The 25,702-nt window shown below is 61.6% G+C and carries 25 protein-coding genes; 12 read left to right on the forward strand and 13 right to left on the reverse strand.

What is annotated here, in order from left to right; all coding sequences use genetic code 11:
• Positions 1-265 precede the first annotated feature (265 nt).
• The 6 genes from adk to MRY17_RS06000 all read left to right on the forward strand — a co-directional run bounded on the left by adk (position 266) and on the right by MRY17_RS06000 (position 4,559).
• On the forward strand, positions 266-913 hold the full coding sequence (gene adk, locus MRY17_RS05975) for an adenylate kinase (RefSeq protein WP_057021888.1): 648 nt from the start codon (positions 266-268) through the stop codon (positions 911-913).
• Between the two features lie 90 nt (positions 914-1,003).
• Entirely contained in the window at positions 1,004-1,690 is a 687-nt protein-coding gene (gene tsaB / locus MRY17_RS05980) for a tRNA (adenosine(37)-N6)-threonylcarbamoyltransferase complex dimerization subunit type 1 TsaB (protein ID WP_243353439.1), read from the forward strand.
• A gap of 160 nt (positions 1,691-1,850) precedes the next feature.
• On the forward strand, positions 1,851-2,141 hold the full coding sequence (locus MRY17_RS05985; RefSeq protein ID WP_181284086.1) for a hypothetical protein: 291 nt from the start codon (positions 1,851-1,853) through the stop codon (positions 2,139-2,141).
• Positions 2,141-3,001, forward strand: a complete 861-nt coding sequence (locus tag MRY17_RS05990; protein ID WP_191951523.1) for a DUF72 domain-containing protein — start codon at positions 2,141-2,143, stop codon at positions 2,999-3,001. Before MRY17_RS05985 ends, MRY17_RS05990 begins: the two co-directional genes overlap by 1 nt.
• Positions 3,002-3,029: 28 nt before the next feature.
• On the forward strand, positions 3,030-3,857 hold the full coding sequence (locus tag MRY17_RS05995) for an isocitrate lyase/PEP mutase family protein (protein WP_243353440.1): 828 nt from the start codon (positions 3,030-3,032) through the stop codon (positions 3,855-3,857).
• A 21-nt stretch (positions 3,858-3,878) separates the two neighbouring features.
• Complete coding sequence (locus tag MRY17_RS06000; RefSeq protein WP_191951719.1) at positions 3,879-4,559, forward strand: extensin family protein; 681 nt, start codon at positions 3,879-3,881, stop codon at positions 4,557-4,559.
• A gap of 3 nt (positions 4,560-4,562) precedes the next feature.
• Here the strand turns inward: MRY17_RS06000 and MRY17_RS06005 are convergent, their stop codons facing one another.
• Positions 4,563-5,183 (reverse strand): energy transducer TonB, encoded by a 621-nt coding sequence (locus MRY17_RS06005; protein ID WP_191955315.1) that lies wholly within the window; start codon positions 5,181-5,183, stop codon positions 4,563-4,565.
• A 96-nt stretch (positions 5,184-5,279) separates the two neighbouring features.
• On the opposite strand from MRY17_RS06005, the gene MRY17_RS06010 reads away from it, so the two are divergent.
• Entirely contained in the window at positions 5,280-6,062 is a 783-nt protein-coding gene (locus MRY17_RS06010; protein WP_181284082.1) for a class I SAM-dependent methyltransferase, read from the forward strand.
• Positions 6,063-6,573: 511 nt separating this feature from the next.
• Here MRY17_RS06010 and MRY17_RS06015 read toward each other — a convergent pair.
• Positions 6,574-7,230 carry a TetR/AcrR family transcriptional regulator gene (locus tag MRY17_RS06015; RefSeq protein ID WP_191955313.1) on the reverse strand — a complete coding sequence of 219 codons (657 nt, stop codon included), beginning with the start codon at positions 7,228-7,230 and terminating at the stop codon, positions 6,574-6,576.
• 93 nt (positions 7,231-7,323) lie between these two features.
• Here MRY17_RS06015 and MRY17_RS06020 point away from each other — a divergent pair, with 93 nt between their 5' ends.
• From MRY17_RS06020 to MRY17_RS06030, 3 genes are all read left to right on the forward strand, one after another.
• Positions 7,324-8,424, forward strand: coding sequence for an efflux RND transporter periplasmic adaptor subunit (locus MRY17_RS06020; RefSeq protein ID WP_243353441.1), 1,101 nt, complete (start codon positions 7,324-7,326; stop codon positions 8,422-8,424).
• 6 nt (positions 8,425-8,430) lie between these two features.
• Positions 8,431-11,490, forward strand: a complete 3,060-nt coding sequence (locus MRY17_RS06025) for an efflux RND transporter permease subunit (RefSeq protein ID WP_243353442.1) — start codon at positions 8,431-8,433, stop codon at positions 11,488-11,490.
• Between the two features lie 128 nt (positions 11,491-11,618).
• A complete protein-coding gene (locus MRY17_RS06030; protein WP_191951516.1) occupies positions 11,619-11,834 on the forward strand; it encodes a hypothetical protein in 216 nt (71 codons plus the stop codon).
• Positions 11,835-11,898: 64 nt separating this feature from the next.
• On the opposite strand, the gene MRY17_RS06035 is transcribed toward MRY17_RS06030, so the two are convergent.
• From MRY17_RS06035 to plsB, 3 genes are read right to left on the reverse strand one after another with little or no spacing between them, the layout of a single operon-like run.
• The gene (locus MRY17_RS06035; RefSeq protein WP_191951515.1) at positions 11,899-12,588 is read right to left on the reverse strand and encodes a DUF4197 domain-containing protein; all 690 of its coding nucleotides are present in this window, start codon (positions 12,586-12,588) and stop codon (positions 11,899-11,901) included.
• A gap of 22 nt (positions 12,589-12,610) precedes the next feature.
• Positions 12,611-13,012 carry a YbaY family lipoprotein gene (locus MRY17_RS06040; RefSeq protein WP_181283424.1) on the reverse strand — a complete coding sequence of 134 codons (402 nt, stop codon included), beginning with the start codon at positions 13,010-13,012 and terminating at the stop codon, positions 12,611-12,613.
• A gap of 51 nt (positions 13,013-13,063) precedes the next feature.
• Complete coding sequence (gene plsB, locus MRY17_RS06045) at positions 13,064-15,568, reverse strand: glycerol-3-phosphate 1-O-acyltransferase PlsB (protein ID WP_181283425.1); 2,505 nt, start codon at positions 15,566-15,568, stop codon at positions 13,064-13,066.
• A gap of 180 nt (positions 15,569-15,748) precedes the next feature.
• On the opposite strand from plsB, the gene MRY17_RS06050 reads away from it, so the two are divergent.
• On the forward strand, positions 15,749-15,958 hold the full coding sequence (locus tag MRY17_RS06050) for a cold-shock protein (protein ID WP_065886074.1): 210 nt from the start codon (positions 15,749-15,751) through the stop codon (positions 15,956-15,958).
• Between the two features lie 131 nt (positions 15,959-16,089).
• Here MRY17_RS06050 and MRY17_RS06055 read toward each other — a convergent pair whose 3' ends face one another.
• From MRY17_RS06055 to MRY17_RS06075, 4 genes are all read right to left on the reverse strand, one after another.
• Positions 16,090-16,467: a hypothetical protein gene (locus tag MRY17_RS06055; RefSeq protein WP_181283426.1), complete on the reverse strand. Its 378-nt coding sequence runs from the start codon at positions 16,465-16,467 to the stop codon at positions 16,090-16,092.
• A gap of 54 nt (positions 16,468-16,521) precedes the next feature.
• Positions 16,522-17,331, reverse strand: coding sequence for a putative RNA methyltransferase (locus MRY17_RS06060; RefSeq protein WP_181283427.1), 810 nt, complete (start codon positions 17,329-17,331; stop codon positions 16,522-16,524).
• Positions 17,331-18,482 carry a succinyl-diaminopimelate desuccinylase gene (gene dapE / locus MRY17_RS06065; RefSeq protein WP_191951513.1) on the reverse strand — a complete coding sequence of 384 codons (1,152 nt, stop codon included), beginning with the start codon at positions 18,480-18,482 and terminating at the stop codon, positions 17,331-17,333. The genes MRY17_RS06060 and dapE overlap by 1 nt, the downstream gene beginning before the upstream one ends.
• Before the next feature lie 223 nt (positions 18,483-18,705).
• On the reverse strand, positions 18,706-21,297 hold the full coding sequence (locus MRY17_RS06075; RefSeq protein ID WP_181283429.1) for a glycosyltransferase: 2,592 nt from the start codon (positions 21,295-21,297) through the stop codon (positions 18,706-18,708).
• Positions 21,298-21,514: 217 nt separating this feature from the next.
• On the opposite strand from MRY17_RS06075, the gene tcdA reads away from it, so the two are divergent.
• Entirely contained in the window at positions 21,515-22,324 is an 810-nt protein-coding gene (tcdA, locus tag MRY17_RS06080; RefSeq protein ID WP_375154659.1) for a tRNA cyclic N6-threonylcarbamoyladenosine(37) synthase TcdA, read from the forward strand.
• Positions 22,325-22,439: 115 nt separating this feature from the next.
• Here the strand turns inward: tcdA and MRY17_RS06085 are convergent, their stop codons facing one another.
• From MRY17_RS06085 to MRY17_RS06100, 4 genes are all read right to left on the reverse strand, one after another.
• On the reverse strand, positions 22,440-22,853 hold the full coding sequence (locus MRY17_RS06085; RefSeq protein WP_243353443.1) for a SufE family protein: 414 nt from the start codon (positions 22,851-22,853) through the stop codon (positions 22,440-22,442).
• Positions 22,850-24,055, reverse strand: coding sequence for an aminotransferase class V-fold PLP-dependent enzyme (locus MRY17_RS06090; RefSeq protein ID WP_243353444.1), 1,206 nt, complete (start codon positions 24,053-24,055; stop codon positions 22,850-22,852). Before MRY17_RS06090 ends, MRY17_RS06085 begins: the two co-directional genes overlap by 4 nt.
• A 69-nt stretch (positions 24,056-24,124) precedes the next feature.
• The gene (dapD, locus tag MRY17_RS06095; protein ID WP_181283432.1) at positions 24,125-25,159 is read right to left on the reverse strand and encodes a 2,3,4,5-tetrahydropyridine-2,6-dicarboxylate N-succinyltransferase; all 1,035 of its coding nucleotides are present in this window, start codon (positions 25,157-25,159) and stop codon (positions 24,125-24,127) included.
• A gap of 32 nt (positions 25,160-25,191) precedes the next feature.
• Positions 25,192-25,500, reverse strand: coding sequence for an arsenate reductase (locus MRY17_RS06100; RefSeq protein WP_243353918.1), 309 nt, complete (start codon positions 25,498-25,500; stop codon positions 25,192-25,194).
• Positions 25,501-25,702: the final 202 nt, after the last annotated feature.

Below are 25,702 nucleotides of genomic sequence, written 5' to 3' on the forward strand. Positions count from 1 at the left end.
CTCAACGGCTTGCGAATGAACTGCGACGACCGCCCGGAAAAGGGCGGTCGTTGTTTGAGGTGCAGGGTGGCGCTCAGGCAAACCCGTTGGCCGACGCACGCCTGGCGCGGGTTTCTCCTACTTTGGGCGGCTTGTGTGGCAAGGGCCCGCTGTGTATCTTGATCAGCCTTTGGCCGTTTGATCGGCCTGGAACCACATTTTTACGAGATTGGCCCCACGCGGCGAATCCGAGCGTCATCTCTATAAAAAATTGAGGAGCACATCGATGCGCGTCATTCTGCTGGGAGCTCCCGGGGCCGGTAAAGGTACTCAGGCAAAGTTCATCACTGAAAAATTCGGCATTCCACAAATCTCCACCGGCGACATGTTGCGCGCAGCCGTCAAGGCCGGCACCGAGCTGGGCCTGATCGCCAAGAGCGTGATGGACAGCGGTGGCCTGGTCTCCGATGACCTGATCATCAACCTGGTCAAGGAACGCATCAGCCAGGACGATTGCAAGAACGGTTTCCTGTTCGACGGCTTTCCGCGCACGATTCCCCAGGCCGAAGCCCTGGTGAAAGCCGGTGTCGAGTTGGACGCCGTGGTTGAAATCGCCGTCGAGGACGAAGAAATCGTCCAGCGCATCGCCGGTCGTCGCGTTCACGAAGGCTCGGGCCGCGTGTACCACGTGGTCTACAACCCGCCGAAGGTTGAAGGCAAGGACGACGTGACCGGTGAAGACCTGGTGCAGCGCAAGGACGATACCGAAGAAACCGTGCGCCATCGCCTGTCGGTCTACCATTCCCAGACCAAGCCGCTGGTGGACTTCTACCAGAAGCTGTCCGCTGCCCAGGGCAAGCCGAAATACAGCCATATCCCTGGCGTCGGCTCCGTGGAAGCGATTACTGCCAAAGTGCTGCAAGCACTGAGCTGATGCATTGATCGGCTGCATTGACAACGGCCCGCTTGCGGGCCGTTGTTGTTTATACTGGCGCACTTTTTTTCGACTTGGACACCCACACCCATGAGCACCCTGCTGGCCCTGGACACCGCGACTGAAGCTTGCTCCGTTGCTTTGCTGCACGATGGGAAAGTAACCAGCCACTACGAGGTGATCCCGCGCTTGCACGCGCAGAAGCTGTTGCCGATGATCAAGCAACTGCTGGAAGACGCCGGCACCAGCCTGGCCGCCGTGGATGCCATCGCTTTCGGCCGTGGCCCCGGCGCGTTTACCGGCGTGCGCATCGCCATTGGCGTGGTACAGGGCCTGGCGTTTGCGCTGGAGCGTCCGGTATTGCCGGTTTCCAACCTCGCGGTGCTGGCCCAACGTGCGCTGCGTGAACACGGTACTTCGCAGGTGGCGGCGGCGATTGATGCGCGCATGGATGAAGTGTATTGGGGCTGCTACCGCGAGACGGCGGGCGAGATGCGCCTGGTGGGCGTGGAAGCGGTGCAGGCGCCGGAATCATCGGTTTTACCCGAGGATGCCAGCGGTGCCTGGTTCGGCGCCGGCACCGGCTGGGGCTATGGCGAGCGGATCGGCGTCCAGCTGGCCGGCCATGACGCCACGATGCTGCCCCATGCAGAGGATTTGCTGACCTTGGCGCGCTTTGCATTCGAGCGTGGCGAGGCGATTCCCGCTGATCAGGCGGCGCCGGTGTACTTGCGCGATAAGGTGGCGCAAACCAAGGCAGAACGCGGGATTATTTGACGCGAAAAATGATGGCATTTTGAGGCAAATTTCGCCAATCGTCAGAATTCGCCCCGGTTTTTAAACCTTTTTCAAAATATGTGTTCTAGTTATCACCAGAGCATTTGCGCGCAACGGAAGTCGCCACTAAAATGCCATCACTGATGCCGAGTTCGCATATATGCGTATAGATGGATTTTCCTCACCGTCCTATCCCGTCAAGCGTAAGCCGCGTAAGGCTAACGTCACTGTGGATGACTCTGTCGAGGATTCGCCGGATTTCATTGAAGTCCAATCCGAAGCGCAGGCCGGCACTCAAGCCCGCATCAGTGGCCTTCCCGCCCGTCAGCAAGACATGGTCTTCCCCCGTTCCATGAGTAAAAGCGTTGCGACTGCCCTGGCCAGCTACCTGACCACCGCCGGTTTTGTCGAATGGGATATGGAAGTGCTGGGTCTCGATATCCACATCTGATGCGCCTGCCTTACTACATCGGCTGCCCGTCCTGGAGTGAAAACGCCTGGCGCGAGTACCTGTACCCTGCCGATGCACGCTCCAATGATTATCTCGCGCTCTACTCCCAGGTCTTCAACGCCGTTGAAGGCAATACCACTTTTTATGCTCGTCCCTCGGCCGCAACCGTGCAGCGCTGGGCCGAGATCATGCCTGATGATTTTCGCTTCACCGCCAAATTCCCCGGTGATATCAGCCATGCCGGCGACTTGCGCGAGCAACTGCCGGCGGCCGAAAGCTTTGTCGGGTTGATGAGCCCCCTGGGCGAGCGCGTGTCGCCACTGTGGCTGCAACTGCCGAAGGGTTTTACCCCGCAGCGCCTCGGTGAGCTGGCCGGGTTCCTGGATGGCATTGATCGTCCACTGGCCGTTGAAGTGCGTCACGATGAGTTCTTCGCCAAAGGTGAGGCCGAGCGTATGCTCAACCGCCTGTTGCGCGACCGCGGCGTCGAGCGCGTCTGCCTTGATCCGCGCGCGCTGTTCAGTTGCACCTCCACCTCGGCGGCCGTCCTGCATGCCCAATCGAAAAAGCCCAGGGTGCCGCCGCGCCCGGCGGCGTTGACTCAATTTCCCCAAGTGCGCTTTATCGGGCATCCCGAGCTTGAAGCCAACGACCCGTTCCTGATTCCCTGGGTCGAAAAAATCGCCAGCTGGATCGAAGAGGGGCGCACGCCCTATATGTTCCTGCACACCTCGGATAACCGCCTCGCCGCACAGTTGGCCCTGCGCTTCCACGATCAGCTGATGGCGCGTTTGCCAGGGCTCGCGCCGCTCCCGACCTTGCATCGAGAACCCGTCGCGGAGCAACTGGGGTTACTCTAAGGCTCCTTTTCCCCGCCAGGAGCCCGTCATGGATGCCCAAACCCTTCGCGCCGAAGCCTTCAGAGCCCTGCATGAGCGTGATCGTGCCTTTGTAATGCCCAACCCCTGGGATGCCGGTTCCGCCATTATGCTTGCCAGCCTTGGCTTCGAAGCGTTGGCCACCACCAGCGCCGGCTTTGCGTTCAGCCTGGGACGGCCGGATGCTGAAGGCGCGCTGTCGCTGGAGGACACGCTGGGCAATGCCGGCAGCATCGTCCGAGCGACGTCGCTGCCGGTCGCGGCTGACTTGGAAAACGGTTTCAGCGACACCCCCGAGGGTTGTGCCCAGACTATTCTGCGAGCCGCGGCCAGCGGTATCGTCGGCGGGTCCATCGAAGACGCCACGGGGGTTAATGCCGACCCTATCTACCCCTTCGCCTTGGCCGTCGAGCGCATCGAAGCTGCGGTTGCCGCCGCCCGTAGCCTGGCATTTCCGTTCACGCTGACGGCTCGCGCAGAAAACCTCCTGCATGGTCGCCTGGATCTGCCTGACACCATTCGCCGCCTGCAAGCCTACGCCGAAGCGGGCGCCGATGTGCTGTATGCGCCGGGCCTGCGCAGTGCCGAGGAAGTGCTGGCGGTGGTCAAGGCCGTCGCGCCCAAGCCGGTGAATGTGTTGATGTCCGGTGGCTTGAACCTCAGTGTCGCGCAGTTGAACGAACTGGGCGTACGTCGCATCAGCCTGGGCTCGGCCCTGGCCCTGGCGGCCTATGGCGAGTTCTATCGGGCGGCGCAGGAGGTCTATGGACTGGGGACCTTCACCTTTACCGAACGCAAGATGCCGTTCGAGCAGGCCAATCAATTCTTCAAGGGCTGAGCCGTGCGGTCGATCGGGTGGATGGTCGCGTTGCTGGTGCTCGGCGGCGCTGTTGCGGTGGGCGCATGGCGGGGCTGGGTGCCGGTGCCGGCCGAGTGGAACCCCTGGGCGCCGCTGGATGTGCGCGCCAGTCCGAACCTGTTGACGCGCTACAAGCTGGGGCGGCTGCAGGATGATCCGTTGCTGTGCGACCAGGTGCTGAAAACTTCGGGGTTGCGGGTGACCCGCCAGGCGGACTCAGCCCCCGGCGCCGCCTGCCCGTTGCGCAACACGTTGCGGGTACAGGGCGGGGAGGTGGGCTTGAGCAGCAGTTTTCTGGCCAGTTGCCCGTTGGCCGTAGCCTTCGCATTGTTCGAGCGGCACAGCCTGCAGCCGGCGGCTCGGGCGATCTATGGCGAGGCGGTGACGCGGGTCGATCACCTGGGCAGTTTTGCCTGTCGCAATATCTACAACCGCGCCGAAGGCCGTCTCAGTCAGCACGCCTCGGCCAATGCCCTGGATATCGCCGGGTTTCGCCTGGCCGATGGACGCCGTATCAGTGTGCTCAAGGATTGGCCGGGTGACAGCGCTGACGCACGGTTTTTGCGTCAGGTGCGTGACAGTGCGTGTAACGCTTTCAACGGGGTGTTGAGCCCCGATTACAACGCTGCGCACCGTAACCATTTTCATCTGGATATGGGCCGCTGGTGGGTGTGCCGCTAAGCGTCAGGCGGCCAGGCGCAGGTTATTGGCAATCAACGGACGTGCCCAGTGATAGTCGAAATCCAGGGCCTTCTGTTGTTCGGCCAGATCCTGTTCGGTGAACGGGGTCGCAGGCGGTGGCAGCAAGTCCAGCTCGAACTCGGCAATTGGCAGGTGCAGCGGGCGCGGCTGTGGCGCCGGGCCGGGTTCAGCGACGGGTTGGCCCGCGTTCAGGACAATCGGCCGTACCCAGCCGCTTTCGAAATGCTGCTGGCGTTGCTGGGCAATGATGTCTTCGTCAGGGAACGGCACGGGCGCGGGCGGCAGCAACTCGGTCTCGAATTCGGCAATCGGCAGGAACAGCGGCTCAGGCGGGGCGACCTCGATGTCTTTTACGTCACACTCGCGCTGGGTGAGGATCTGCGCCAGCAGGTCGGCGCCTGCGCCGGGTTCCACCGCCGGATCCTGCGGTGCAGGCGCTGTGGCGGCCAGCGCGCTCGGCGTAGCGCCGAGCTGTTCGGCCAGGGCGCGGGCGAAGAAGTCCTGCCACACATGGCTCACCCCGGCCAGCGCTTGAGTATTGCGCAGGCCGTAGTGGTTGTGGGTCGGCAGTACACCGATAGTTAGGGGAAGAATGTCTGACATTTTTCTCGGTCGACGCTCAGCTCTGGCAAAATACCTGACTGTTGGTTTTATCGGCCGGTATTGGCCGATCCTTAATATTTTCGAGCGTAGCGATTGATGAGCGAACAACCAGCGGCCAGCCGCATTCGGGTCGAGGCCTTGGCCGAAGCATTCCAGGCCCGCGCCGAGCAGTGGGCTGCGCTGCTGGGCTTGCCTGTGCAACGCGATGAGGCGGATTTTTCCCTGCAGGTCGGGGAACAAGGGCTGCAATTGCAACAGCTCGGGCCGGACGCGCCGGGCCCGGTGCGCGTCGACTTTGTAGAGGGCGGTGCGGCGCACCGGCGCTTATATGGCGGTGGCAGCGGGCAGATGATCGCCAAGGCCGTGGGCGTGGCCCAAGGCGTGCGTCCCCGTGTACTGGACGCCACGGCTGGGCTGGGCAAGGATGCGTTCGTGCTGGCAAGCCTGGGCTGTGAGATGAGCCTGATCGAGCGCCAGCCGCTGATCGGGGCTTTGCTTGAAGACGGCCTGGAACGCGCTGCGCAGGATTTCGACGTGGCGCCCATCGTGGCGCGCATGAAGCTGCTCAAGGGCAACGCCATTGATGTGATGCTCAACTGGCAGGGCGAGCCGCCGCAGGTGATCTACCTGGACCCGATGTTCCCGCACCGCGAGAAAACCGCCCTGGTGAAGAAAGAAATGCGCCTGTTCCGGCCACTGGTCGGCGACGACCTGGACGCACCGGCCCTGCTCGCGGCGGCCCTGACCCTGGCCAGCCATCGCGTAGTGGTCAAGCGCCCGCGCAAGGCACCGTGCATTGACGGGCCCAAGCCGAGCCATGTGCTGGAGGGCAAGTCCAGCCGTTATGACATTTATCCCAAAAAGGCGCTCAAGGTTTAGGCTTCAAGCTGCAAGCAAAGGCGCCTTTCACTCGCAGTTTGCAGGTACCTACACAACTCAGCAGCGCCCAACCGTAACCACGATGCGAAGCGAGTCGCTCTTGATCTGGCTTTTGATCTTGATCTTAGGCGCCCCGTTAAACCACGCTGGCCGAACGCAGGCTTGAATCCGTGGGTAACCCGGCAGGACGCCGGGTTAGCCGCACTGGGCCATGGATGGCCCATTGCGGCGGCCCACGGATTCAAGCCGGAGAGAGGGCACACCGAGCCCAAGCGAGGTGCCGAGTGGTGGGGCAAGAGCGTTTTGCTTACTTTTGCGCTTTTCAAAAGTGAGCCGCTGTAAAAGCGGAACCCTAAGTGGCCGTTACCTAAATAATGGATATGTACCCGGTCTAATCCAACATCCCGGCCGGCCCAGAGGCCGCCATCGGGGGCAAGCCCCCTCCCACAAGGGATCTGCGCCAACTGATCGGCATCAGGACAAGCCCCTCCCACATTCGGACCGAGGCGTATCAGATGGGTTGTATAGATACCTGTGCCCCATACGCCCGCATAAACAACCCCACCACCTCCCGAACATGCTCTTCAGCCGCTTCCTCGCTCAGTTGCCCGCCGCAGCCATACAGCAAACGGAAATTCGCCGTGCCCTTGAGCAGGCAAAAAAAGTGCTCCGCTGCCTTGAAGGGTTTGTCGATCCCCAGGGCGCCGCTCTGGTCAATCTTGCCGAGCAGGCGCTCCATGCCTTGCAGCATGCGCATGGGGCCGGCTTCAAAGAAGATCTGTGAGAGTTTCACGTCCTGATTGCCGGTGGTCATCATCAAGCGATGCAGGTTCACCGACTCCTCACTGTTGATCAGCCGATGGAAGCCCCGCGCGATGTTCAGCAGCACGTTCTCCACCGGCATGCCTGCAGGCAGCTCGAAGTACATCACCGGCAATTGCTCTTCACACTTGGCCACCACCGCTGCGGTGAACAGGTTCTCCTTGTCGGTGAAGTGGCTATAGACGGTGAGTTTCGATACCCCGGCCGCAAGGGCGACGGCGTCCATGCTGGTGTTCGCGTAACCCTTGCCCAGGAACAGTGATTTCGCCGCATCGAGGATGGCCTGGCGTTTTGCCATGTCCTTGGGGCGCCCGGGACTATTGGTGTTCACAGGATTGTCGGACATTTTCACCTTTAATACTGGACTGGCGAGTTTGGTATTAATAACATACCGGCCAGTATAATTATTCCAAGCCTCATTTGCGAAAGGTCCCACAGCATGCGCAGCACTTTCCTGCCCTTTGCGTTGCCTGTCAGTCTGATCTTCCTGTTGGCCGCCTGCGGCCATGAAGAAGCGGCCCTCACTGCCCCCCGCCCGGCCATGGTGGTGCAACCCCAGCCCCTGGCGCAGGGGATGGACAGCTATCCCGGTGAAGTGCGCGCCCGCTATGAACCGGACCTGGCCTTTCGCATCGGTGGCAAAGTCAGCAAGCGTCTGGTGGAAGAGGGCGAACGGGTCAAGGCCAACCAGCCACTGGCGCAGCTCGACCCCCAGGATGTGCGCCTTCAACTGGAAGCCGCTCGTGCCCAAATGGCCGGCGCCGAGGCCAACCTGAGTCTGGTGCGCGCCGAGCGTGACCGTTACAAGACCCTGATGGACCGTCAGATGGTCAGCCGGTCCCAGTACGACAATTCCGAAAACCTCTATCGAGCCGGAGTTGCACGCCTCAAGCAGATCAAGGCTGAGTTCGACGTGTCCAGCAACCAGGCCGGGTATGCCGTGCTGCGTGCGCCACAGGACGGTGTCGTCGCCAAGCGCGCGGTTGAAGTGGGCCAAGTGGTCTCCGCTGGGCAAACCGTGTTCACCCTGGCCACCGACGGCGAGCGTGAAGTGCTGATCAGCCTGCCGGAGCAAGGCTTCGGCCGCTTCAAGATCGGCCAGCCGGTGTCGGTTGAGCTGTGGAGCCAGCCGGATCAACGTTTTGCCGGACGCATTCGCGAGCTGTCGCCCGCAGCCGATCCGAAGTCGCGCACCTTCGCTGCGCGGGTTGCATTCACGGGCGGCAAAGTCCCCGCAGAACTCGGCCAGAGCGCTCGGGTATTCATACCGATCGACGCTGTGATTCCACTGTCCGTGCCGCTGTCTGCCCTCAGTGCCGAGAACGGCGCGTCGTACGTCTGGCGTGTGGCGCCGGACAACACCCTCAAGCGCACCCCCGTGCGCATCGGCGCGTTTGGCGAGAAGAGCGTGCCAGTACTGGAAGGCCTGGCGCCTACCGACTGGGTGGTTGCGGCGGGCGTGCACGTGCTTCATGAAGGCCAGCAAGTGCGCCCGGTGGATCGCGCTAACCGCGTGGTGAATCTGGCGGCCAAGGAGTAGTCCCCGATGGGTTTCAATCTTTCCGAATGGGCGTTGCGTAATCGCCAGATCGTCCTGTTCCTGATGATCCTGCTGGCGGTCGTCGGCACTTTGTCCTACACCAAACTGGGGCAAAGCGAAGACCCTCCCTTCACCTTCAAGGCCATGGTGATCAAGACCAACTGGCCCGGGGCAACCGCCCAGGAAGTCTCGCGCCAGGTCACCGAGCGCATCGAGAAAAAACTCATGGAGACCGGCGAGTACGAGCGTATCGTCTCGTTCTCGCGGCCCGGCGAGTCCCAGGTGACCTTCATCGCGCGCGACGCCATGCACTCGGCGCAGATTCCCGAGCTGTGGTACCAGGTACGCAAAAAGATCAGCGATATCCGTCAGACCCTGCCACCGGATATCCAGGGACCGTTTTTCAACGATGAGTTCGGCACCACCTTCGGCAATATCTACGCCTTGACCGGTGACGGTTTCGACTACGCCGTGCTCAAGGACTACGCCGATCGTATCCAGATTCAGCTGCAACGGGTGGCGGACGTGGGCAAGGTCGAGCTGCTCGGCCTGCAGGACGAGAAGATCTGGATCGAGCTGTCCAACCTCAAGCTCGCTACCCTCGGCCTGCCATTGGCCGCTGTGCAGCAAGCCTTGCAGGAGCAGAACGCGGTGTCGACCGCCGGCTTCTTTGAAACCCCGAGCGAACGGGTGCAGTTGCGCGTGTCGGGCAACTTCAAGAGCGTGGAAGAGATTCGTAACTTCCCTATACGGGTGGGGGACCGAACCTTCCGGATCGGCGATGTGGCCGACATCCACCGTGGGTTCAACGACCCGCCGGCACCACGCATGCGCTACATGGGCGCTGACGCCATTGGCCTGGCCGTGGCCATGCGTGATGGCGGCGACATCCTGATGCTGGGCAAGGCCCTGGAGCATGAATTCGCACGCTTGCAGAAGAACCTTCCGGCGGGCATGGAGTTGCGCAAGGTCTCGGACCAGCCGGCGGCAGTGAAAACCAGTGTCGGCGAATTCGTCCAGGTGTTGGCCGAAGCCTTGGCCATCGTGTTGCTGGTGAGCTTCTTTTCCCTGGGCGTACGCACCGGCATGGTGGTGGCCCTGGCGATTCCGCTGGTGCTGGCTATGACCTTCGCCACCATGTACTACCTCGGCATCGGTCTGCACAAGATCTCCCTGGGCGCGCTGGTATTGGCCCTGGGCCTGCTGGTGGATGACGCGATCATCGCTGTGGAAATGATGGCGATCAAAATGGAGCAGGGCTACGACCGGCTCAAGGCCGCGAGTTTCGCCTGGACCAGCACCGCGTTCCCCATGCTGACCGGCACGTTGATCACCGCCGCGGGCTTTTTGCCGATTGCCACCGCGCAATCGAGTACCGGCGAGTACACCCGATCGATCTTCCAGGTGGTGACCATTGCATTGCTGGCCTCATGGGTCGCTGCGGTGGTGTTTGTACCGTATCTGGGTGCAAAGCTGCTGCCGGACCTGGCGAAGATTCATGCCGCCAAACACGGTGCTGACGGGCCTGATCCCTACGGCACGCCGTTTTATCAGCGGGTAAGGCGTGTGGTGCAATGGTGCGTGCGTCGGCGCAAGACGGTGATCGTCCTGACCCTGTTGCTGTTTATCGGCTCGGTCGGGCTATTTCGTTTCGTGCCGCAACAATTCTTCCCGGCCTCGGGTCGCCTGGAGCTGATGGTCGACCTGAAGCTGGCCGAAGGCGCATCCCTGAGCAACACCGCCGACCAGGTCAAACGCATTGAAGCCTTGCTCAAGGCACACGCCGGCATCGACAACTATGTGGCCTACGTGGGCACCGGTTCGCCGCGTTTCTACCTGCCGCTCGACCAGCAACTGCCGGCTGCCAGCTTCGCGCAATTTGTGGTGCTGGCGCACACCATCGAAGAGCGCGAAAGCTTGCGCACCTGGCTGATTGAAACCCTTGACGAACAGTTTCCTGACCTACGTTCGCGGGTAACCCGCCTGGAAAACGGACCGCCCGTGGGCTACCCGGTGCAGTTTCGTGTGACCGGCGAGCACATCGAGGAAGTCCGCGCCCTGGCGCGGAAAGTCGCGGCCAGGGTTCGCGAAAATACCCACGTAGTCAATGTGCATCTGGACTGGGAGGAGCCGAGCAAGATCGTCTATCTGAATATCGATCAGGACCGCGCCCGGGCGCTTGGCGTGAGTACCGCCAACCTGTCGAAATTCCTGCAAAGCTCCCTGACCGGCTCCACCGTCAGCCAGTATCGGGAGGACGACGAGTTGATCGAGATTCTCCTGCGCGGCACCGTCCACGAACGCACCGAGTTGTCGCTGCTGCCAAGCCTGGCGGTACCGACCGACAACGGTAGAAGTGTAGCCTTACCGCAGATTGCAACCCTTGAGTACGGCTTTGAAGAGGGCATCATCTGGCACCGTAACCGCCTGCCGACAGTGACCGTGCGTGCCGATATCTACGGCAAGGAGCAACCTGCGACCCTGGTCCAGCAAATCCTGCCGACCCTCGAAGGTGTACGTGCCGAGTTGCCGGATGGCTACCTGTTGGACGTCGGTGGCACGGTTGAAGACTCTGCGCGCGGGCAGAACTCGGTGAAGGCCGGCGTGCCGCTGTTTATCGTGGTGGTGCTGACCTTGCTGATGCTGCAACTGCGCAGCTTTTCACGCACGGCGATGGTGTTCCTGACCGCGCCCTTGGGCTTGATCGGCGTCACGCTGTTCCTGCTGGTGTTTCGCCAACCGTTTGGTTTCGTGGCCATGCTCGGCACCATCGCGCTGTCGGGGATGATCATGCGCAACTCGGTGATATTGGTGGACCAGATCGAACAGGACATCAAGGCAGGGCTGACGCCGTGGCAGGCGATCATTGAAGCCACCGTGCGACGCTTCCGTCCGATCGTTCTGACGGCACTCGCAGCAGTGCTGGCGATGATTCCACTGTCGCGCAGTGTGTTCTTCGGGCCGATGGCGGTGGCAATCATGGGCGGGCTGATTGTGGCGACGGCGCTGACACTGCTGTTTCTACCGGCGCTTTACGCGGCGTGGTTCAGGGTTAAACAGCAATGACAGTGGTTATGGCAAGGAACGTTTCTTAAGGTTTCACCACTCATGGACTACCTGATGACAGGTATTCGGTCCGTCGAACTTCACGCCGGCGAACCGGATCTCAAATCTGATGATTCAAGGAGTAACCAATGGGACTATTCATCGGTAAGTCGTTGAGCGTTTCGGTCAACAGCAGCTTTGGCGGCGGCAACTGCGCCAAGCCAAAGCCACCTGCAGATGACTGCAACGACAAGTGCAAACCCAAACATGACGGCCATGGCGGCGGCGGCTCGATCAAGTTCGGTGTGAGCGTAATGCCACTGGGCGCGGTGATCTTTGGCGGGCTGGCCGGCAAGCTGTTTTGACGGTGCGGTAAAACAAGGCGTCCGGGCCGGTGATCCTTCCCCACCGGCCCGGGTGCACAGAGGTTTACAGGGCGCCGAACACTTTCTTGGCAAGGCTGGTGGCGGCAGCTGCCGGATTCTTGCGAATCGTTTCTTCCTGCTGCGCAATCATCTTGAACAAGCCGTCCAGCGCCTGTTCGGTCACGTAGTTTTCAACATTGGCGCTTTTGGCATCCACTGCGCCAAACGCCGCCGCCTTGCCGGCCAGGGCGTTGTACTGCTGGGCCACGCCGACTTTGTCGGTGGCGGCCTTGACGATGGGCAGGAACTTGGCGCGGATTTGTTCGCGACTGCTCTTGTTCAGGTACTGGGTAGCGGAGTCCTGGCCACCGGCGAGGATGCCTTTGGCATCGGTCACGCTCATGTTTTTCACGGCATTGACCAGAATCGGCTGAGCCTGGGTCACGGCGGTTTCCGCGGCTTTGTTCATACTGGTTTCCAGCTGGGTGACCTGATCGCCCATGCCGAACATCTTCAGCTTGTCGGCGACCTTGCCCAGCTTGCCCGGCAGGCCGATCTTCACGTCGGGGTTATTGCTGAAACCGCCGGGCGTGCCCAGTTGTTTCACAGCGATCTGTGCGCCTTGGGTCAAGGCGTCCTTGAGGCCACCGCTGGCGTCGCCCTGGGACAGGCTGCCAAGGTCCAGCGCCATGGCGTTGGCGCCCAGCAGCAGGCCCGCGAACAGGGCGGTGAGGCGAAGAGGGTTACGGAGCATGAGCGCTTCCTTATCGTTGAATTCAGTGGGCTGCCGCGTCGACACGCAAGCGCAGTGGCTGTGGGTCTTGGCCGTTGAGTTGTACCGCGTGCCGCTGCGTGGTGATGAACAGTAGCTTGCCATCTACCTCGATGCGAGCGCTGACCGAGTAGCTGTGACCTGGCTTGACCTGCGCCGGGTCGTAGCTCAGGTGAAACGGCAGCGGCACCTGGCCCTTGATCGGGCCTTTCTGTTCGGCCAGGACCACGGCGGGAGCATCCATCAAGGACACATCCTGCAGGCTGACGCTCAGGGTGGCGGTCGGCGGCAGTGCGATGCGTTGCAGGTAGAACACTTCGCCGTCGAGGCTTGCCTTTGGGGCGGGGGGCATGGATTGGCAGGCTCCGAGCAGGGCGGTGAGGCCCAGGAGGATGATCTTTTTCATGGTAAAGCTCCTTTTCAGCGGCGCCGGCAACCGCCCGGCGCCTTGTTCAATCTAGCGGGTCTGCGCGGGTTCCACTGGCTGCTCGGCCGCGCCATCGACGCGATGCAATGCTACCTGGCGAATCGACAGACGAATGTCCGCCGGCAGTACGCGCTTCGCCGCGCCTTCCGCCAGTTCGCCGAGCAGATCGTGATAACTCAGCTTGCCGGTTTCATCGCGGCGCAGCACATCTTGCTCCAGCAAGGTCTGGATGAAATGTCGGAAAAGGCTCTTGTCGAAAAATTCCGGGGCATTGAGGCCATGCAGGATCGACAGGCGTTGGGCCATGATCGTGCACAGGTCTTCCAGCTCTTCGGCGCTGATGCTGTTCTGGCCACTGTTGAGCAGCAGCGAAATCGCCATGTAGAAGCGTTGCAGGGTCTGGGCGATGCTCTTGGACAGCAGCGTCAGCAGTACAAAATGCCGCGAGCTCGGCGCCGGGCGCAGGTACACATTGTTTTCGAAGCGCAGCAGGCCCTGTTCGACAAAGGCCTCCAGCCACTGGTCGACCACTGCATCCAGCTCCTGCAGTGACCAGCGGATAAACAGCTCCGATTGCAGGTACGGATAGAGCGCCTGGGTGTAGCGCAGGATCTGCTCGCGGCTCATCCGTGAACTGCTCTGGAAGAAGCTCGCCAGCAGAGCCGGCAGGGCGAAGATGTGCAGCACGTTGTTGCGGTAATAGGTCATCAGGACGGCATTTTGCTCATCCAGATAGACAATTTTGCCCAGGGCATCGCTTTGTTCCGACAGCAGGTCCATGTCCTTGACGTGCTTGATCAGTGCCAGGCCATCGCCGTCCGGCAGGGTGGTGTGGGGTGAATAGGGCACTCGGCGCAGCAGCGCCAGGTACAGGTCCAACTGACGGGCCATCGCCTGTTCATCCAGCGCCAGGCGTGTGGTCGACAGCAGCGCCAACGCTACCAGGTTCACCGGGTTCACCGCTGCGGCTTCGTTCAGGTGGCGGGCCACCTTTTCGCTGAGGCGGTGGGTGGTTTCATTGAGCCACGCCGGCTTGTAGTTCGGGGCCAGTTCCTGGGTGCGCCAGTCCGGTTGCTCGTTGTCGAGAAACTCCGCCAGCTTGATCGGTTCGCCGAAGTTGACCGCGACCTGGCCGAAGCGCTGCTTGAGCGCGCCCACCACTTTGAAAATATCGAAGATCGACTCTTTCTTCTTGCTCGCACCGCGCAGCTCGCCGAGATAGGTGCGGCCTTCCAGCACACGTTCGTAACCGATGTACACCGGGACGAACACGATGGGCATGCGCGAAGAGCGCAGGAAACTGCGCAGGGTGATCGCCAGCATCCCGGTTTTCGGCTGCAGCATGCGCCCGGTGCGCGAGCGTCCACCTTCGACGAAGTACTCCACCGGGAAACCCTTGGTAAACAGGGTGTGCAGGTATTCGTTGAACACCGAGGTGTACAGCGGATTGCCCTTGAAGGTGCGGCGCATGAAAAACGCACCGCCACGGCGCAACAGGCTGCCGATCACGGGCATGTTCAGGTTGATGCCGGCGGCGATGTGCGGCGGAGTCAGGCCGTTCTTGAACAGCAGGTACGACAGCAGCAGGTAGTCGATATGGCTGCGGTGGCACGGCACGTAGATTACTTCGTAGCCTTGGGCAACCTGTTGCACGCCCTCGATGTTATTGACCTTGATGCCGTCGTAGATCTTGTTCCAGAACCAGCTCAGCACCACTTCCAGGAAACGGATCGCCGTGTAGGTGTAGTCGGAGGCGATTTCGTTGCCATAGCGCAGGGCCAGGGCCTTGGCTTTTTCCGGCGAAATGTTCTCGCGCTCGGCTTCATCGGCGATGGCCTGGCGCACCAGCGGCATATTGACCAGACCCTTGACCAGGTTGCGGCGGTGGGACAGGTCGGGGCCGATCACGGCGGTCTTCAGGTTACGAAAGTGCACACGCAGGACGCGTTGGGCCATTCTTACGGTGCGTTCGTGCCCTTTATTGTGCTCGATCAATTCACGCAAGTTGATGGGCGCAGAGAATTGCACGCGGGTCTTGCGACCGAGGATCAGGATGCTCAACAAGCGGCGCAGACGCCCGGTGACCGCCCAGCTGTCGGCGAACAACAGCTTCCAGGGACTCGACTCGCTTTCGGGGGATTGGCCCCAGAACACGCTGACCGGAATGATTTGTGCATTCTCTTCGGCATGCTCGCTCAGTGTGTTGACCAGGCGCGTCAGGGTGGGCGGTGCGCCGCGCTTGTCCTGGCGGCCGAGCCAGTCCGGGTCCGGTGTCAGGTAAAAGAACGCTGCGGGCTCCATCAACGGGCCCACCGATACCGGCAGCACCGGGCGCGGCAGGCCGGCCTTGGTGCACTCGGCATCGACCACGGCCAATTCGGTCAGGGAGGGCGATTGCAGGACGTAGAACACCGGCCGGCTGCGGTCCAGGTTGAGGGTTAGGGACGACTGGTTGATCGTCTCCGAGCGAACCCAGAGGTACAGCAGTCGGCGCAAGGTGCCAAACACCAGACGGCGGAACGGGGAGCGGGTCATAGGCGAGCTGCTTCAAGTGGGAATAAATCGAGCAGATGCTCGGGGCGGTAGTGTGCCGTATTCGCCGAAAATCGGCAAAAAAGCAGCGATGTAAAGTTGAGTTGATGGTTTTTGAACCTGTCTTATACTCGGCAGTTCAACACCAGTGACTCAATAATAAAAACCAGTGGGAGTGAACAGATGACAACGCGCGAAACCGGCAATGTGAAGTGGTTCAACGATGCCAAGGGCTACGGCTTTATCCAGCGTGAAGATGGCAAGGATGTGTTCGTGCACTACCGCGCCATTCGCGGTGACGGGCACCGCTCGTTGGCCGAGGGCCAGCAGGTGGAGTACGCCGTGGTGACGGGCGAGAAGGGCTTGCAGGCGGAGGATGTGGTGGGCCTGTAAGTTCACCACTGAACCAATGTGGGAGGGGGCTTGCCCCCGATTGCAGGGTGTCAGTCACCAGATATATTGACTGATCCACCGCTATCGGGGGCAAGCCCCCTCCCACATTTGATTGGATTCGCAGCTCAGGATCAGGCGGTTTTCCAGGTGATCTGCTCTTCACCGTCTGTACTGATACGAATCCAGGTGTCAGCGCTTTCCTCACCCTCTTCCTCGACCCAGGTCCCCGGTGCGCAGCGCACTTCAACGTTCAGCGCGGCAAACGCGGCGCGGGCGCAGGCGATGTCGTCGTCCCATGGGGTCTGGTCGCTTTCCAGGTACAGGCTATTCCACTTGCCGACGGCTTTTGGCAGCCAGGTCACCGGCACATTGCCGGCCTTGCATTTGTAGGTCTGGCCTCTTTGGACCCAGTCTGTGCACGGGCCCAGGGCGGCGCCCAGCCAGGCGGCGATGGCCTTGTGGTCGACGTCGGCGTCCTTCAGGTAAATCTCGATATCGGGTTGGCGCATGGATGTTCCTCGTTGCGGGATTCGAAAATCCATTCGCGGGTACTGAAAAGTCGGTTATTGAAGTACGAAATAATCGTAGCGCATTGACACGGTGACCTGCAGCGGCTCGGCGGCTTCGATCACCTCGCGGCGCCGCTCGGCACTGGCGCGCCAGCCGTGTGGGGTCATGGCCAGCAGGTTGGCGCGGTCTGCGGCTTCGGTCAGGCTCAGCGTGAATTCAAGGGTTTCGCTGTGGGCCAGGCGCATGCCATCCGGCACCAGGGCCAGGTGTTTGTCGTCGGTGTACTCGCGCACTTCGTCGTACAGGCGCTCGCGCAGCTCCATCAGATGGCCGCGTGTAGGTCCCACCTTCATCAGGCCGCCGCCAGGGCTGAGCAGGCGCTTGGCTTCCTGCCAGTCCAACGGGCTGAACACGCTGGCGAGAAACTGGCAACTGCCGTCGGCCAACGGTACGCGGGCCATGCTGGCGATCAACCAGGTCAGCGCCGGGTTGCGCCTGCACGCGCGCTTGACCGCTTCCCTGGAAATATCCAGGGCGTAGCCGTCCGCGTGGGGCAGGGCGTCGGCGATCTGCGCGGTGTAGTAACCCTCGCCACAGCCGATGTCCACCCAGCGTTGCGGTGCGCGTTCAGCGGCCAGCTCGGCCAGGCGTCTGGCCACCGGGGCGTAGTGCCCGGCATTGAGGAAGTCACGACGCGCCTCGACCATGGCCAGGTTATCACCCGGGTCGCGGCTGTTCTTGTGCTGTACCGGCAACAGGTTCAGGTAACCCTGGCGGGCGCGGTCGAAACGGTGCCCGGCAGGGCAGCCCACGCCGTTGTCCACCGCGTTGAGCGGTGCGCTGCAAAGGGGGCAGGCGAGCATCAGGCGAGCAACTTGATCAGGGTCTGGTAGTAGATGTCGGTCAGTACATCAAGGTCGCTGGCAAGGATGCGCTCGTTGACCTGATGGATCGTCGCATTCACCGGGCCCAGTTCGACCACCTGGGTGCCAAGGGTCGCGATGAAACGTCCGTCCGAGGTGCCGCCACTGGTGGACGCCCTGGTTTCGCGACCGGTGATCGCCTTGATGCTGGCCGATACCGCGTCCAGCAGTGCGCCCGGCTCGGTGAGAAAGGGCAGGCCCGACAGCACCCAGTCCACGTGCCAGTCCAGGCCGTGTTTATCCAGAATCGCGGCCACCCGCTGCTGCAAGCCTTCCACGGTGGATTCGGTGGAGAACCGGAAGTTGAACACCGCCGTCAGGTCACCGGGAATCACGTTGGTGGCGCCGGTGCCGGAATTGAGGTTGGAAATCTGGAAACTGGTCGGCGGGAAGAAGGTGTTGCCGTCGTCCCAATGCTCGGCGGCCAATTCAGCCAGGGCAGGCGCAGCCAGGTGGATCGGGTTCTTCGCCAGGTGCGGGTAGGCCACGTGGCCCTGGACGCCGCGTACGGTCAAGGTGGCGCCGAGGGAGCCACGACGGCCGTTCTTGACCACATCACCGACCAGGGTGGTGCTCGACGGCTCGCCGACGATGCACCAGTCCAGGCGCTCCTTGCGCGCGGCCAGCCGTTCGATCACAGCCTTGGTGCCATGGTGCGCCGGGCCTTCTTCATCGCTGGTGATCAGGAAGGCGACCGAGCCCTTGTGGTCCGGGTAGTCGGCGACAAAACGCTCCGCCGCCACCAGCATCGCCGCCAGGCTGCCTTTCATATCCGCCGCGCCACGCCCGCACAGCATGCCGTGCTCGTCGATCCGCGCGTCGAACGGATCGTTCTGCCAGGCCTGCACCGGGCCGGTGGGTACCACATCGGTGTGGCCGGCGAAGCACAGCACCGGGCCGTCATGTTTGCCATGGCTAGCCCAAAAGTTATCCACATCTTCGATGCGCATCGGCTCAAGCGCAAAACCGGCATCGCCCAGGCGCTGCATCATCAGCTTCTGACAATCGGCATCGATCGGCGTGACCGATGGGCGACGGATCAGGTCAATGGCGAGTTGAAGGGTCGGCGAAAGGTCGGCATGGGCCGTCATGGGGAAACTCCGGAAATCGAGGCAGCGACGTTCTAATTGTAGGAGCGAGCTTGCTCGCGAAAAACGCAAGGGCACCGCGTGCGTTCAGGGTGCCCGGGTCATCGTTAACGATTTTCGCGAGCAAGCTCGCTCCTACAGTGATGTGTGCAAGGCGTGTAAAACGGCCGTTATCTTATAGCAAAACGGCGGCCAAGGGCCGCCGTTTAGTGCATTGCGCAAGTTTTTACACCGCCGTGACAGGCTCGGCCTTCGGTGCCGGTTTCGGCAGCGACGACAGGAACGCCATGATCAACGCAGCCACATACGGCAGCGACTGCACCAGCAGCATCACCACCCAGAAGCGCATGTCATTGCTCGGCAGGCCCTGCACCAGGTAGATCCCCAGTGCCGCACCCCACAACAGCAGCATGATGAACATTTCTTCGCGGGCTTCGGAAATCGCCACCCAGAAGCCATGGTTATCGGCGTTTTTCGGTGTACGAAAGAACGGAATGCTGGTGGTGAAGAAGCCGTACAGCACCGCCTTGGCGATGGTGTGCGACAACGCCAGGCCGGCGAGGGCCGCGCAGAAGGCATCCTTGAGGTTCACCCCGACCGCACGGCGGTACAGGAAGATGATCTTGCCCACCTTGAACACGAACAACGCCAGCGGCGGAATTGCGAAAATCAACAACGGCGGATCGACCCGGGTCGGCACGATGATCATCGCCGCCGACCACAGCAGCGCGCCGACGGTGAAGAAGATGTTCATGCCATCGGCCACCCACGGCAGCCAGCCCGCGAGGAAGTGATAGCGCTGGCCACGGGTCAGCTCGGTGCCCTTGCCGCGCAGCAGGCTGGCGGTGTGGCGCTTGATGATCTGGATCGCGCCGTAGGCCCAGCGGAAACGCTGTTTCTTGAAGTCGATAAAGGTATCCGGCATCAGGCCCTTGCCGTAGCTGTCGTGGTAATACGCCGCCGACAGACCTTTCTCGAACACGCGCAGGCCCAGTTCGGCGTCTTCACAGATGCACCAGTCGGCCCAGCCCAGTTCTTCGAGCACCGAGCGACGGGTCATGGTCATGGTGCCGTGCTGGATGATCGCGTCGCGGTCATTACGGGTGACCATGCCGATATGGAAGAAGCCCTTGTATTCCGCGTAGCAGAGCTTCTTGAAAGTGCTTTCGTTCTGGTCGCGATAATCCTGCGGCGACTGCACCACGGCGATTTTCGGGTCGGCGAAGTGCGGCACCATGTGCTTGAGCCAATTGGGCGACACGCAGTAATCGGAGTCGATCACCGCGATCACCTCAGCATCCTTGGCAGTATGCGGAATCAGGTAGTTCAGCGCGCCGCCCTTGAAGCCGGCCAGGGGCGCGACGTGGAAGAACTTGAAGCGCGGACCGAGGGTTGCGCAGTAGTCGCGCACCGGTTCCCACACCGCCGGGTCCTTGGTGTTGTTGTCGATGATCAGGACTTCGTAGTCCGGGTAATCGAGCGCCGCCAGGGCATCGAGGGTCTGTTTGACCATCTCCGGCGGCTCGTTGTAGCACGGCACATGGATCGACACTTTGGGGCGGTAGTCCGATTCTCCCTCGACCGGCAGGAATTCACGCCGACGCTTGTGGGTCCACACCGCTTCCGCCAGTTCGTGGGCTTCGGTCAGCAGCACGATAAACACGCCCAGGGCGCCAAGGGCCAGGAGGATACCGACGGTGACGCTGAACCAGGTGCTGTATTGCTGGCTGTAGTCGTAGCCGATCCACACCAGCACCGAACCGCACAGGAACGCAATAAACGTGAGGAAGGTGCGGCCACGCTGGCGCAAAGCCGAGCCGTCGATCATCAGCAATGTCAGGGAGAGCAGGGCCAGCACCACCGAGCCGATGGCCAGTACGCGCCATTGCGGGATCGCGACCACCGGGCCTTCAAAGTTGAATTTCTGCTGGCGCGCAGCGTTGAACACGCCCCAGTAGGCGCCGGCCGAACCTTCGTCGCTGACTTTCCAGGGCTGGTCGAACGCTTCGATCACGAAGTAGTTGAAGCCCTGGCGGTTCAGTTTATTAACCAGTGTACGCAGGTAAACCGCTTGGTCCGCTGGCGACGTTTCATTGCCACCGCGCATGCGCCCGTTGCTCGGCCAGCCAACCTCCGACAGCAGCAACGGCTTTTTCGGGAACAGTTTCTTCAGATCCCTGGCGCGGTCGAGTACGTACTGGCCGGCCTTGTCCATCGGAATAAATTCCCAGAACGGCAGGATGTGCGCGGCAATCAGGTCGACGTGCTTGGCCAGTTGCGGGTTCTTTTCCCAGATATGCCATTGCTCGGAGGTGGTCACCGGCACTTTCACAGCGGCACGCACGCGGTCCAGCAGCACGATCAGCGCTTCGGGGGTGATTTCCTCGCGGAACAGCGCCTCGTTACCGACCACCACCCGTACCACACTGCGTGAGCTGTTGGCGATCTCGATGGCACGCTGGATTTCCCGTTCGTTGCGCTCAAGGTCCGGGCTGATCCAGATCCCCAGGGTTACCCGCAGGCCGAACTCTTCGGCCAGCTTGGGGATATCGCCCAGGGTACCGTCGACCGAGTAGGTGCGGATGTTGTCCGTCAGCTTGCTCATGATCTCGAGGTCGCGACGCATCTGCTCATCGGTCGGATACTGGTCTTTCTGTGGGTATTGGCCTTGCTGGAACGGCGAGTAGGAAAACCCGGAGATCTGTTCAGGCCAGTTGGGGGCGGTGACCGGGCGGTTGATCAACGCCCAGAAACCGGTGAACAGCGCGGCAATTGCCAGCACAATCACCAGGTTGAGTCCAAATTTACGCGATGCCATGGCTATGTCGGGTTCCAAAGGGTGTGGAACGAAAAGAGGTGTCGGCCTACGCCAACCGGCGCGCATCCTACACCGGCCTTTCCCTGAGCGTACAGCGGACAGAGAAAAGCCGGACGTTAGTCAGCGAAAGGCCGTCTAAGTTCTTTACTTGTAGCTTGTCGCTTCGAACTTGTCGCTGTGTAGTCCATAATGCGCGCCGGTTTTTAGGGTAATGGTCATGAGCACAGAAGATCCGAGGTTTGCAGGCGTCGCCCGCTTATATGGCATTGAAGGCCTGGAGCGCTTGAAAGCGGCCCATGTGGCGATCGTCGGCGTCGGTGGCGTGGGCTCGTGGGCGGCGGAAGCCATGGCCCGTTGCGGGGTGGGCGAGATTTCGCTGTTTGACCTGGATGATGTCTGCGTCAGCAACAGCAACCGCCAGTTGCATGCACTGGACAGCACCGTGGGCAAACCCAAGGTCGAGGTGATGGCTGATCGCCTGCGCGGCATCAACCCGGCGTGCACGGTGCATGCGGTGGCGGACTTTGTGACCCGCGACACCATGGCCGAGTACATCACGCCCAATATCGACTGCGTGATCGACTGCATCGACGCGGTCAACGCCAAGGCGGCGCTGATCGCCTGGTGCAAGCGGCGCAAGATCCAGATCATTACCACCGGCGGCGCCGGCGGGCAGATCGACCCCACGCTGATCCAGGTGTGCGACCTGAACCGCACGTTCAATGACCCGCTGGCCTCGAAAGTGCGCTCCACCCTGCGCCGTGACTATGGTTTCTCACGCACGGTGACCCGCCATTACAGCGTGCCCTGTGTGTTTTCCACCGAACAGCTGCGCTATCCCAAGCCGGACGGCAGTATCTGTTTGCAGAAGAGTTTTGTTGGCGACGGAGTGAAGTTGGACTGCGCGGGCGGGTTTGGCGCTGTGATGATGGTCACGGCAACGTTCGGCATGGTGGCGGCGACCAAGGCGGTGGACAAGATTGTGGCCGGGGTGCGCAGGCCGTCTGAGCGGGTCAAGCCCACCTGAATCTCAGGACTTTACGCCGTTCAAAATGTGGGAGGGGGCTTGCCCCCGATAGCGATGGATCAGCCAATAAATCTGTGGCTGACACACCGCATCGGGGGCAAGCCCCCTCCCACATTTAGTGTTGTGTACGGCTTAATTCGCGCATGCGCTGCAAGACCGCATTCAAACCGTTGCTGCGCGACGGTGACAACTGGCGCGACAAGCCCAGTTGATTGAACCACTCAGGCAGATCAACCGCCCGCAACTCAGCGGCCGACAGCCCGTTTACCCGCGCCAACAACAGCGCCACCAATCCACGAATCATCCGCGCGTCGCTGCTCGCGGCAAACTGCCAATGGCCGTGCTGCAAGCGGCCGGTCAGCCACACCAGGCTTTCGCAACCGTTCACCAGGTTGGCGTCGACCTTTTCGTCATCAGCCAGGACGGGCAAACGTTCACCCCATTGCATCAGCATCCGCGCGCGCTGCTCCCAACTGCCAACGGCCTGAAAGGCTTCCAGCGCGGCTTGCGCATCCAGCGGCAAGCTCATCGCAGCATATCCAGCGCCCGATCCAGCGCTTCAAAAAAGCGCTCCAAGTCGTCGGAATCGTTGTAGAGCGCCAGGGAAACCCGGATTGCTCCTGACAGATTCATCATCTTCAGCAACGGCATCGCGCAGTGATGGCCGGCACGCACGGCAATCCCTTGTTCGGTCAGCAGATGCGCGAGGTCGGCATTGTGCACGCCCTCGACCACGAAGCTGACCAGCGCCACCTGCGGCGTACCCAATACACATACACCCTTGCGCGCCTTCAAGCCGCGCAATAAATAGTCGTGCAGCGCCGCTTCATGCCTGACCACCGCCTGTTGATCCAGCGAGGCCAGGTAATCCAGCGTCGCCCCCAGGCCGATCACACCGGCAATCGGCGGCGTGCCGGCTTCAAAACCCAGCGGGGCAGGGCGGAAGCTGGCGCTGTTGTAATCGGCCTGTTGCACCATTTCACCGCCAAACTGCCAGTGGCGCAGGTGATGCAACGCTTCGTTACGGCCGTAGAGCACGCCGACCCCGTCCGGGCCGTACAGCTTGTGGCTGGAAAATACGTAGAAATCGCAGCCCAGGGCTTGTACGTCGTGGCGCCCATGCACGATGCCCTGGGCGCCGTCGACCACCGTCAGCGCGCCGTGCAGGCGGGCCAGCCCCAGCAAGGTGTCGAGGGGCTGCCAGGCCCCGAGTACGTTAGATAACTGGCTTACCGCCAACAGTCGCGTGCGCGGGCCGATCAGCCGGGTGGCGGCATCAAGGTCAAGCACGCCGTCATTGGTCAGCGGCAATACCACCAATGTCAGGGCGCGACGCTTGGCCAGTTGCTGCCAGGGCAGCAGGTTGGCGTGGTGCTCCAGGGCGCTGATGGCAATTTCATCGCCCGCATTGAATAAATGCTCCAGGCCGTAAGCCAGGAGGTTCAGCGCAGAGGTTGCGCCGTGGGTAAACACCACCTGCCCGCTGTCGCTCGCATTCAACCACTGCGCCGCCTTGCTGCGACTGTCTTCAAATGCCTGGGTCGCATGGGCCCCAGGCAAATGCTGGGCACGGTGCACATTGGCTGCGCCGTTGGCGTAGTAATGGCTGATCGCGTCCAACAGGGCTTGAGGTTTCTGCGTGGTGGCGGCGCTGTCCAGGTAGGTCTGGTCCTGCCGTTGCAGGGTGGCGATGGCTGGAAAGTCAGCGCGCCAGGGGGAGGGCACAAGCATGATGTTAAAAACTCGTATAAGCGAGCCGCAACCGAAGGTGCGACTCGCCAGGGGGCATCGAGTGGCTGCTTAGTTGTGAGCGTGCAGCGCTTCGTTCAGTTCGATGGCCGATTTGTGGGTTTTGCACTCCACGGCACCGGTCTCGGAGTTGCGGCGGAACAGCAGGTCCGGCTGGCCGGCCAGTTCACGCGCCTTGACCACTTTGACCAGTTGGTTCTTCTCGTCCAGCAGCGCAACCTTGGTCCCGGCGGTCACATACAGGCCGGACTCCACGGTGTTGCGGTCGCCCAGCGGGATACCGATACCGGCATTGGCGCCGATCAGGCAGCCTTCGCCGACCTTGATCACAATGTTGCCGCCACCCGACAGGGTGCCCATGGTGGAGCAGCCGCCGCCCAGGTCCGAACCCTTGCCGACGAACACGCCCGCCGATACACGGCCTTCGATCATGCCCGGGCCTTCGGTGCCGGCGTTGAAGTTGACGAAGCCTTCGTGCATGACGGTGGTGCCTTCGCCGACATAGGCGCCCAGGCGCAGGCGGGCTGCGTCAGCGATACGCACACCGCTCGGCACCACGTAGTCGGTCATTTTCGGGAATTTGTCCACCGAGAACACTTCCAGCAGCTCGCCCCGCAGGCGCGCTTCCAGCTGGCGTTCGGCCAGCTCATTGATATCGATGGCGCCCTGGCTGGTCCACGCCACGTTCGGCAGCTGCGGGAATACACCGGCCAGGCTCAGGCCATGGGGCTTGACCAGGCGATGGGACAGCAGGTGCAGCTTGAGGTAAGCCTCTGGCGTGGAGGTCAGTGCGGCGTCTTCGGCCAACAGTGTCGCGACCAGCGGGGTGTGGCTCTCGGCGAGTCGATTGAGCAGCGCAGCTTGGGTGGCATCGACGTTTTTGAGCGCGTCGGCCAGTTGCAGCGCCTGGCTGATGGTGAACGTTATCGCTTGATTACCTTCGGTGTAACCCAGGATCGGTGCGATGGCCGCGACGATTTCTGCCGACGGGTTGAGCAGGGGCTGTGCGTAAAACACTTCCAGCCAAGCACCTTGGCGGTTCTGAGTGCCGACGCCGAAGCCCAGGCTGAACAGGGAATGGGACATGCTGTTACCTCTACAAAAATGGAAGGGCTGACCTACGTGAGGGCCGCCGAATAACTATCTGGCTTGAAGCCAATCAGGGTTCTGTCACCGAGATCGAGCACCGGGCGCTTGATCATCGAGGGTTGTGCGAGCATCAATTCAATGGCTTTCGACTGATCGAGATCGGCTTTGCGTTCGTCTTCGAGTTTGCGAAAAGTCGTGCCCGCACGGTTCAACACCACCTGCCAACCGTGCTCGTTGCACCATTGGGTCAAGTGTTCGCGGTCGATACCGGCCGTTTTGTAGTCATGGAACTCATAGCTCACCCCGTGCTCATCGAGCCAGGTGCGCGCCTTTTTCATGGTGTCGCAGGCTTTGATGCCGAAAAGGTGCAAGGTTTTGCTTGAAACAGTCAAGGAATTGCCCCCTCTGGACCAATGAAAAAACGAATGATCGCGGATTATGCCACGCCCAGCGCATTTCAGCGCCGCTCGTCAGCACGGTGCGACTTTTGTGCAAGCGCCGGCGCGTGGCATAGCCAGTTAACATAGCCGGGTTATAGGG

The organism is Pseudomonas orientalis (genome assembly GCF_022807995.1).
Taxonomy (GTDB): Bacteria; Pseudomonadota; Gammaproteobacteria; order Pseudomonadales; family Pseudomonadaceae; genus Aquipseudomonas; species Aquipseudomonas orientalis_B.

What these genes read in the sequence shown, in the direction of transcription:
- MRY17_RS06010 (WP_181284082.1), top strand. Translation starts at nt 5,280, where the DNA reads ATGAGCGAACAACCAGCGGCCAGCCGCATTCGGGTCGAGGCCTTGGCC.
- MRY17_RS06050 (WP_065886074.1), top strand. Translation starts at nt 15,749, where the DNA reads ATGACAACGCGCGAAACCGGCAATGTGAAGTGGTTCAACGATGCCAAG.
- plsB (WP_181283425.1), bottom strand. Translation starts at nt 15,568, where the DNA reads ATGACCCGCTCCCCGTTCCGCCGTCTGGTGTTTGGCACCTTGCGCCGA.
- dapE (WP_191951513.1), bottom strand. Translation starts at nt 18,482, where the DNA reads ATGACGGCCCATGCCGACCTTTCGCCGACCCTTCAACTCGCCATTGAC.
- tcdA (WP_375154659.1), top strand. Translation starts at nt 21,515, where the DNA reads ATGAGCACAGAAGATCCGAGGTTTGCAGGCGTCGCCCGCTTATATGGC.
- tsaB (WP_243353439.1), top strand. Translation starts at nt 1,004, where the DNA reads ATGAGCACCCTGCTGGCCCTGGACACCGCGACTGAAGCTTGCTCCGTT.
- adk (WP_057021888.1), top strand. Translation starts at nt 266, where the DNA reads ATGCGCGTCATTCTGCTGGGAGCTCCCGGGGCCGGTAAAGGTACTCAG.
- MRY17_RS06055 (WP_181283426.1), bottom strand. Translation starts at nt 16,467, where the DNA reads ATGCGCCAACCCGATATCGAGATTTACCTGAAGGACGCCGACGTCGAC.
- MRY17_RS06030 (WP_191951516.1), top strand. Translation starts at nt 11,619, where the DNA reads ATGGGACTATTCATCGGTAAGTCGTTGAGCGTTTCGGTCAACAGCAGC.
- MRY17_RS06085 (WP_243353443.1), bottom strand. Translation starts at nt 22,853, where the DNA reads ATGAGCTTGCCGCTGGATGCGCAAGCCGCGCTGGAAGCCTTTCAGGCC.
- MRY17_RS06090 (WP_243353444.1), bottom strand. Translation starts at nt 24,055, where the DNA reads ATGCTTGTGCCCTCCCCCTGGCGCGCTGACTTTCCAGCCATCGCCACC.
- MRY17_RS05985 (WP_181284086.1), top strand. Translation starts at nt 1,851, where the DNA reads ATGCGTATAGATGGATTTTCCTCACCGTCCTATCCCGTCAAGCGTAAG.
- MRY17_RS05995 (WP_243353440.1), top strand. Translation starts at nt 3,030, where the DNA reads ATGGATGCCCAAACCCTTCGCGCCGAAGCCTTCAGAGCCCTGCATGAG.
- MRY17_RS06005 (WP_191955315.1), bottom strand. Translation starts at nt 5,183, where the DNA reads ATGTCAGACATTCTTCCCCTAACTATCGGTGTACTGCCGACCCACAAC.
- MRY17_RS06000 (WP_191951719.1), top strand. Translation starts at nt 3,879, where the DNA reads ATGGTCGCGTTGCTGGTGCTCGGCGGCGCTGTTGCGGTGGGCGCATGG.
- MRY17_RS06025 (WP_243353442.1), top strand. Translation starts at nt 8,431, where the DNA reads ATGGGTTTCAATCTTTCCGAATGGGCGTTGCGTAATCGCCAGATCGTC.
- MRY17_RS06035 (WP_191951515.1), bottom strand. Translation starts at nt 12,588, where the DNA reads ATGCTCCGTAACCCTCTTCGCCTCACCGCCCTGTTCGCGGGCCTGCTG.
- MRY17_RS05990 (WP_191951523.1), top strand. Translation starts at nt 2,141, where the DNA reads ATGCGCCTGCCTTACTACATCGGCTGCCCGTCCTGGAGTGAAAACGCC.
- MRY17_RS06015 (WP_191955313.1), bottom strand. Translation starts at nt 7,230, where the DNA reads ATGTCCGACAATCCTGTGAACACCAATAGTCCCGGGCGCCCCAAGGAC.
- MRY17_RS06075 (WP_181283429.1), bottom strand. Translation starts at nt 21,297, where the DNA reads ATGGCATCGCGTAAATTTGGACTCAACCTGGTGATTGTGCTGGCAATT.
- MRY17_RS06020 (WP_243353441.1), top strand. Translation starts at nt 7,324, where the DNA reads ATGCGCAGCACTTTCCTGCCCTTTGCGTTGCCTGTCAGTCTGATCTTC.
- MRY17_RS06100 (WP_243353918.1), bottom strand. Translation starts at nt 25,500, where the DNA reads ATGAAAAAGGCGCGCACCTGGCTCGATGAGCACGGGGTGAGCTATGAG.
- dapD (WP_181283432.1), bottom strand. Translation starts at nt 25,159, where the DNA reads ATGTCCCATTCCCTGTTCAGCCTGGGCTTCGGCGTCGGCACTCAGAAC.
- MRY17_RS06060 (WP_181283427.1), bottom strand. Translation starts at nt 17,331, where the DNA reads ATGCTCGCCTGCCCCCTTTGCAGCGCACCGCTCAACGCGGTGGACAAC.
- MRY17_RS06040 (WP_181283424.1), bottom strand. Translation starts at nt 13,012, where the DNA reads ATGAAAAAGATCATCCTCCTGGGCCTCACCGCCCTGCTCGGAGCCTGC.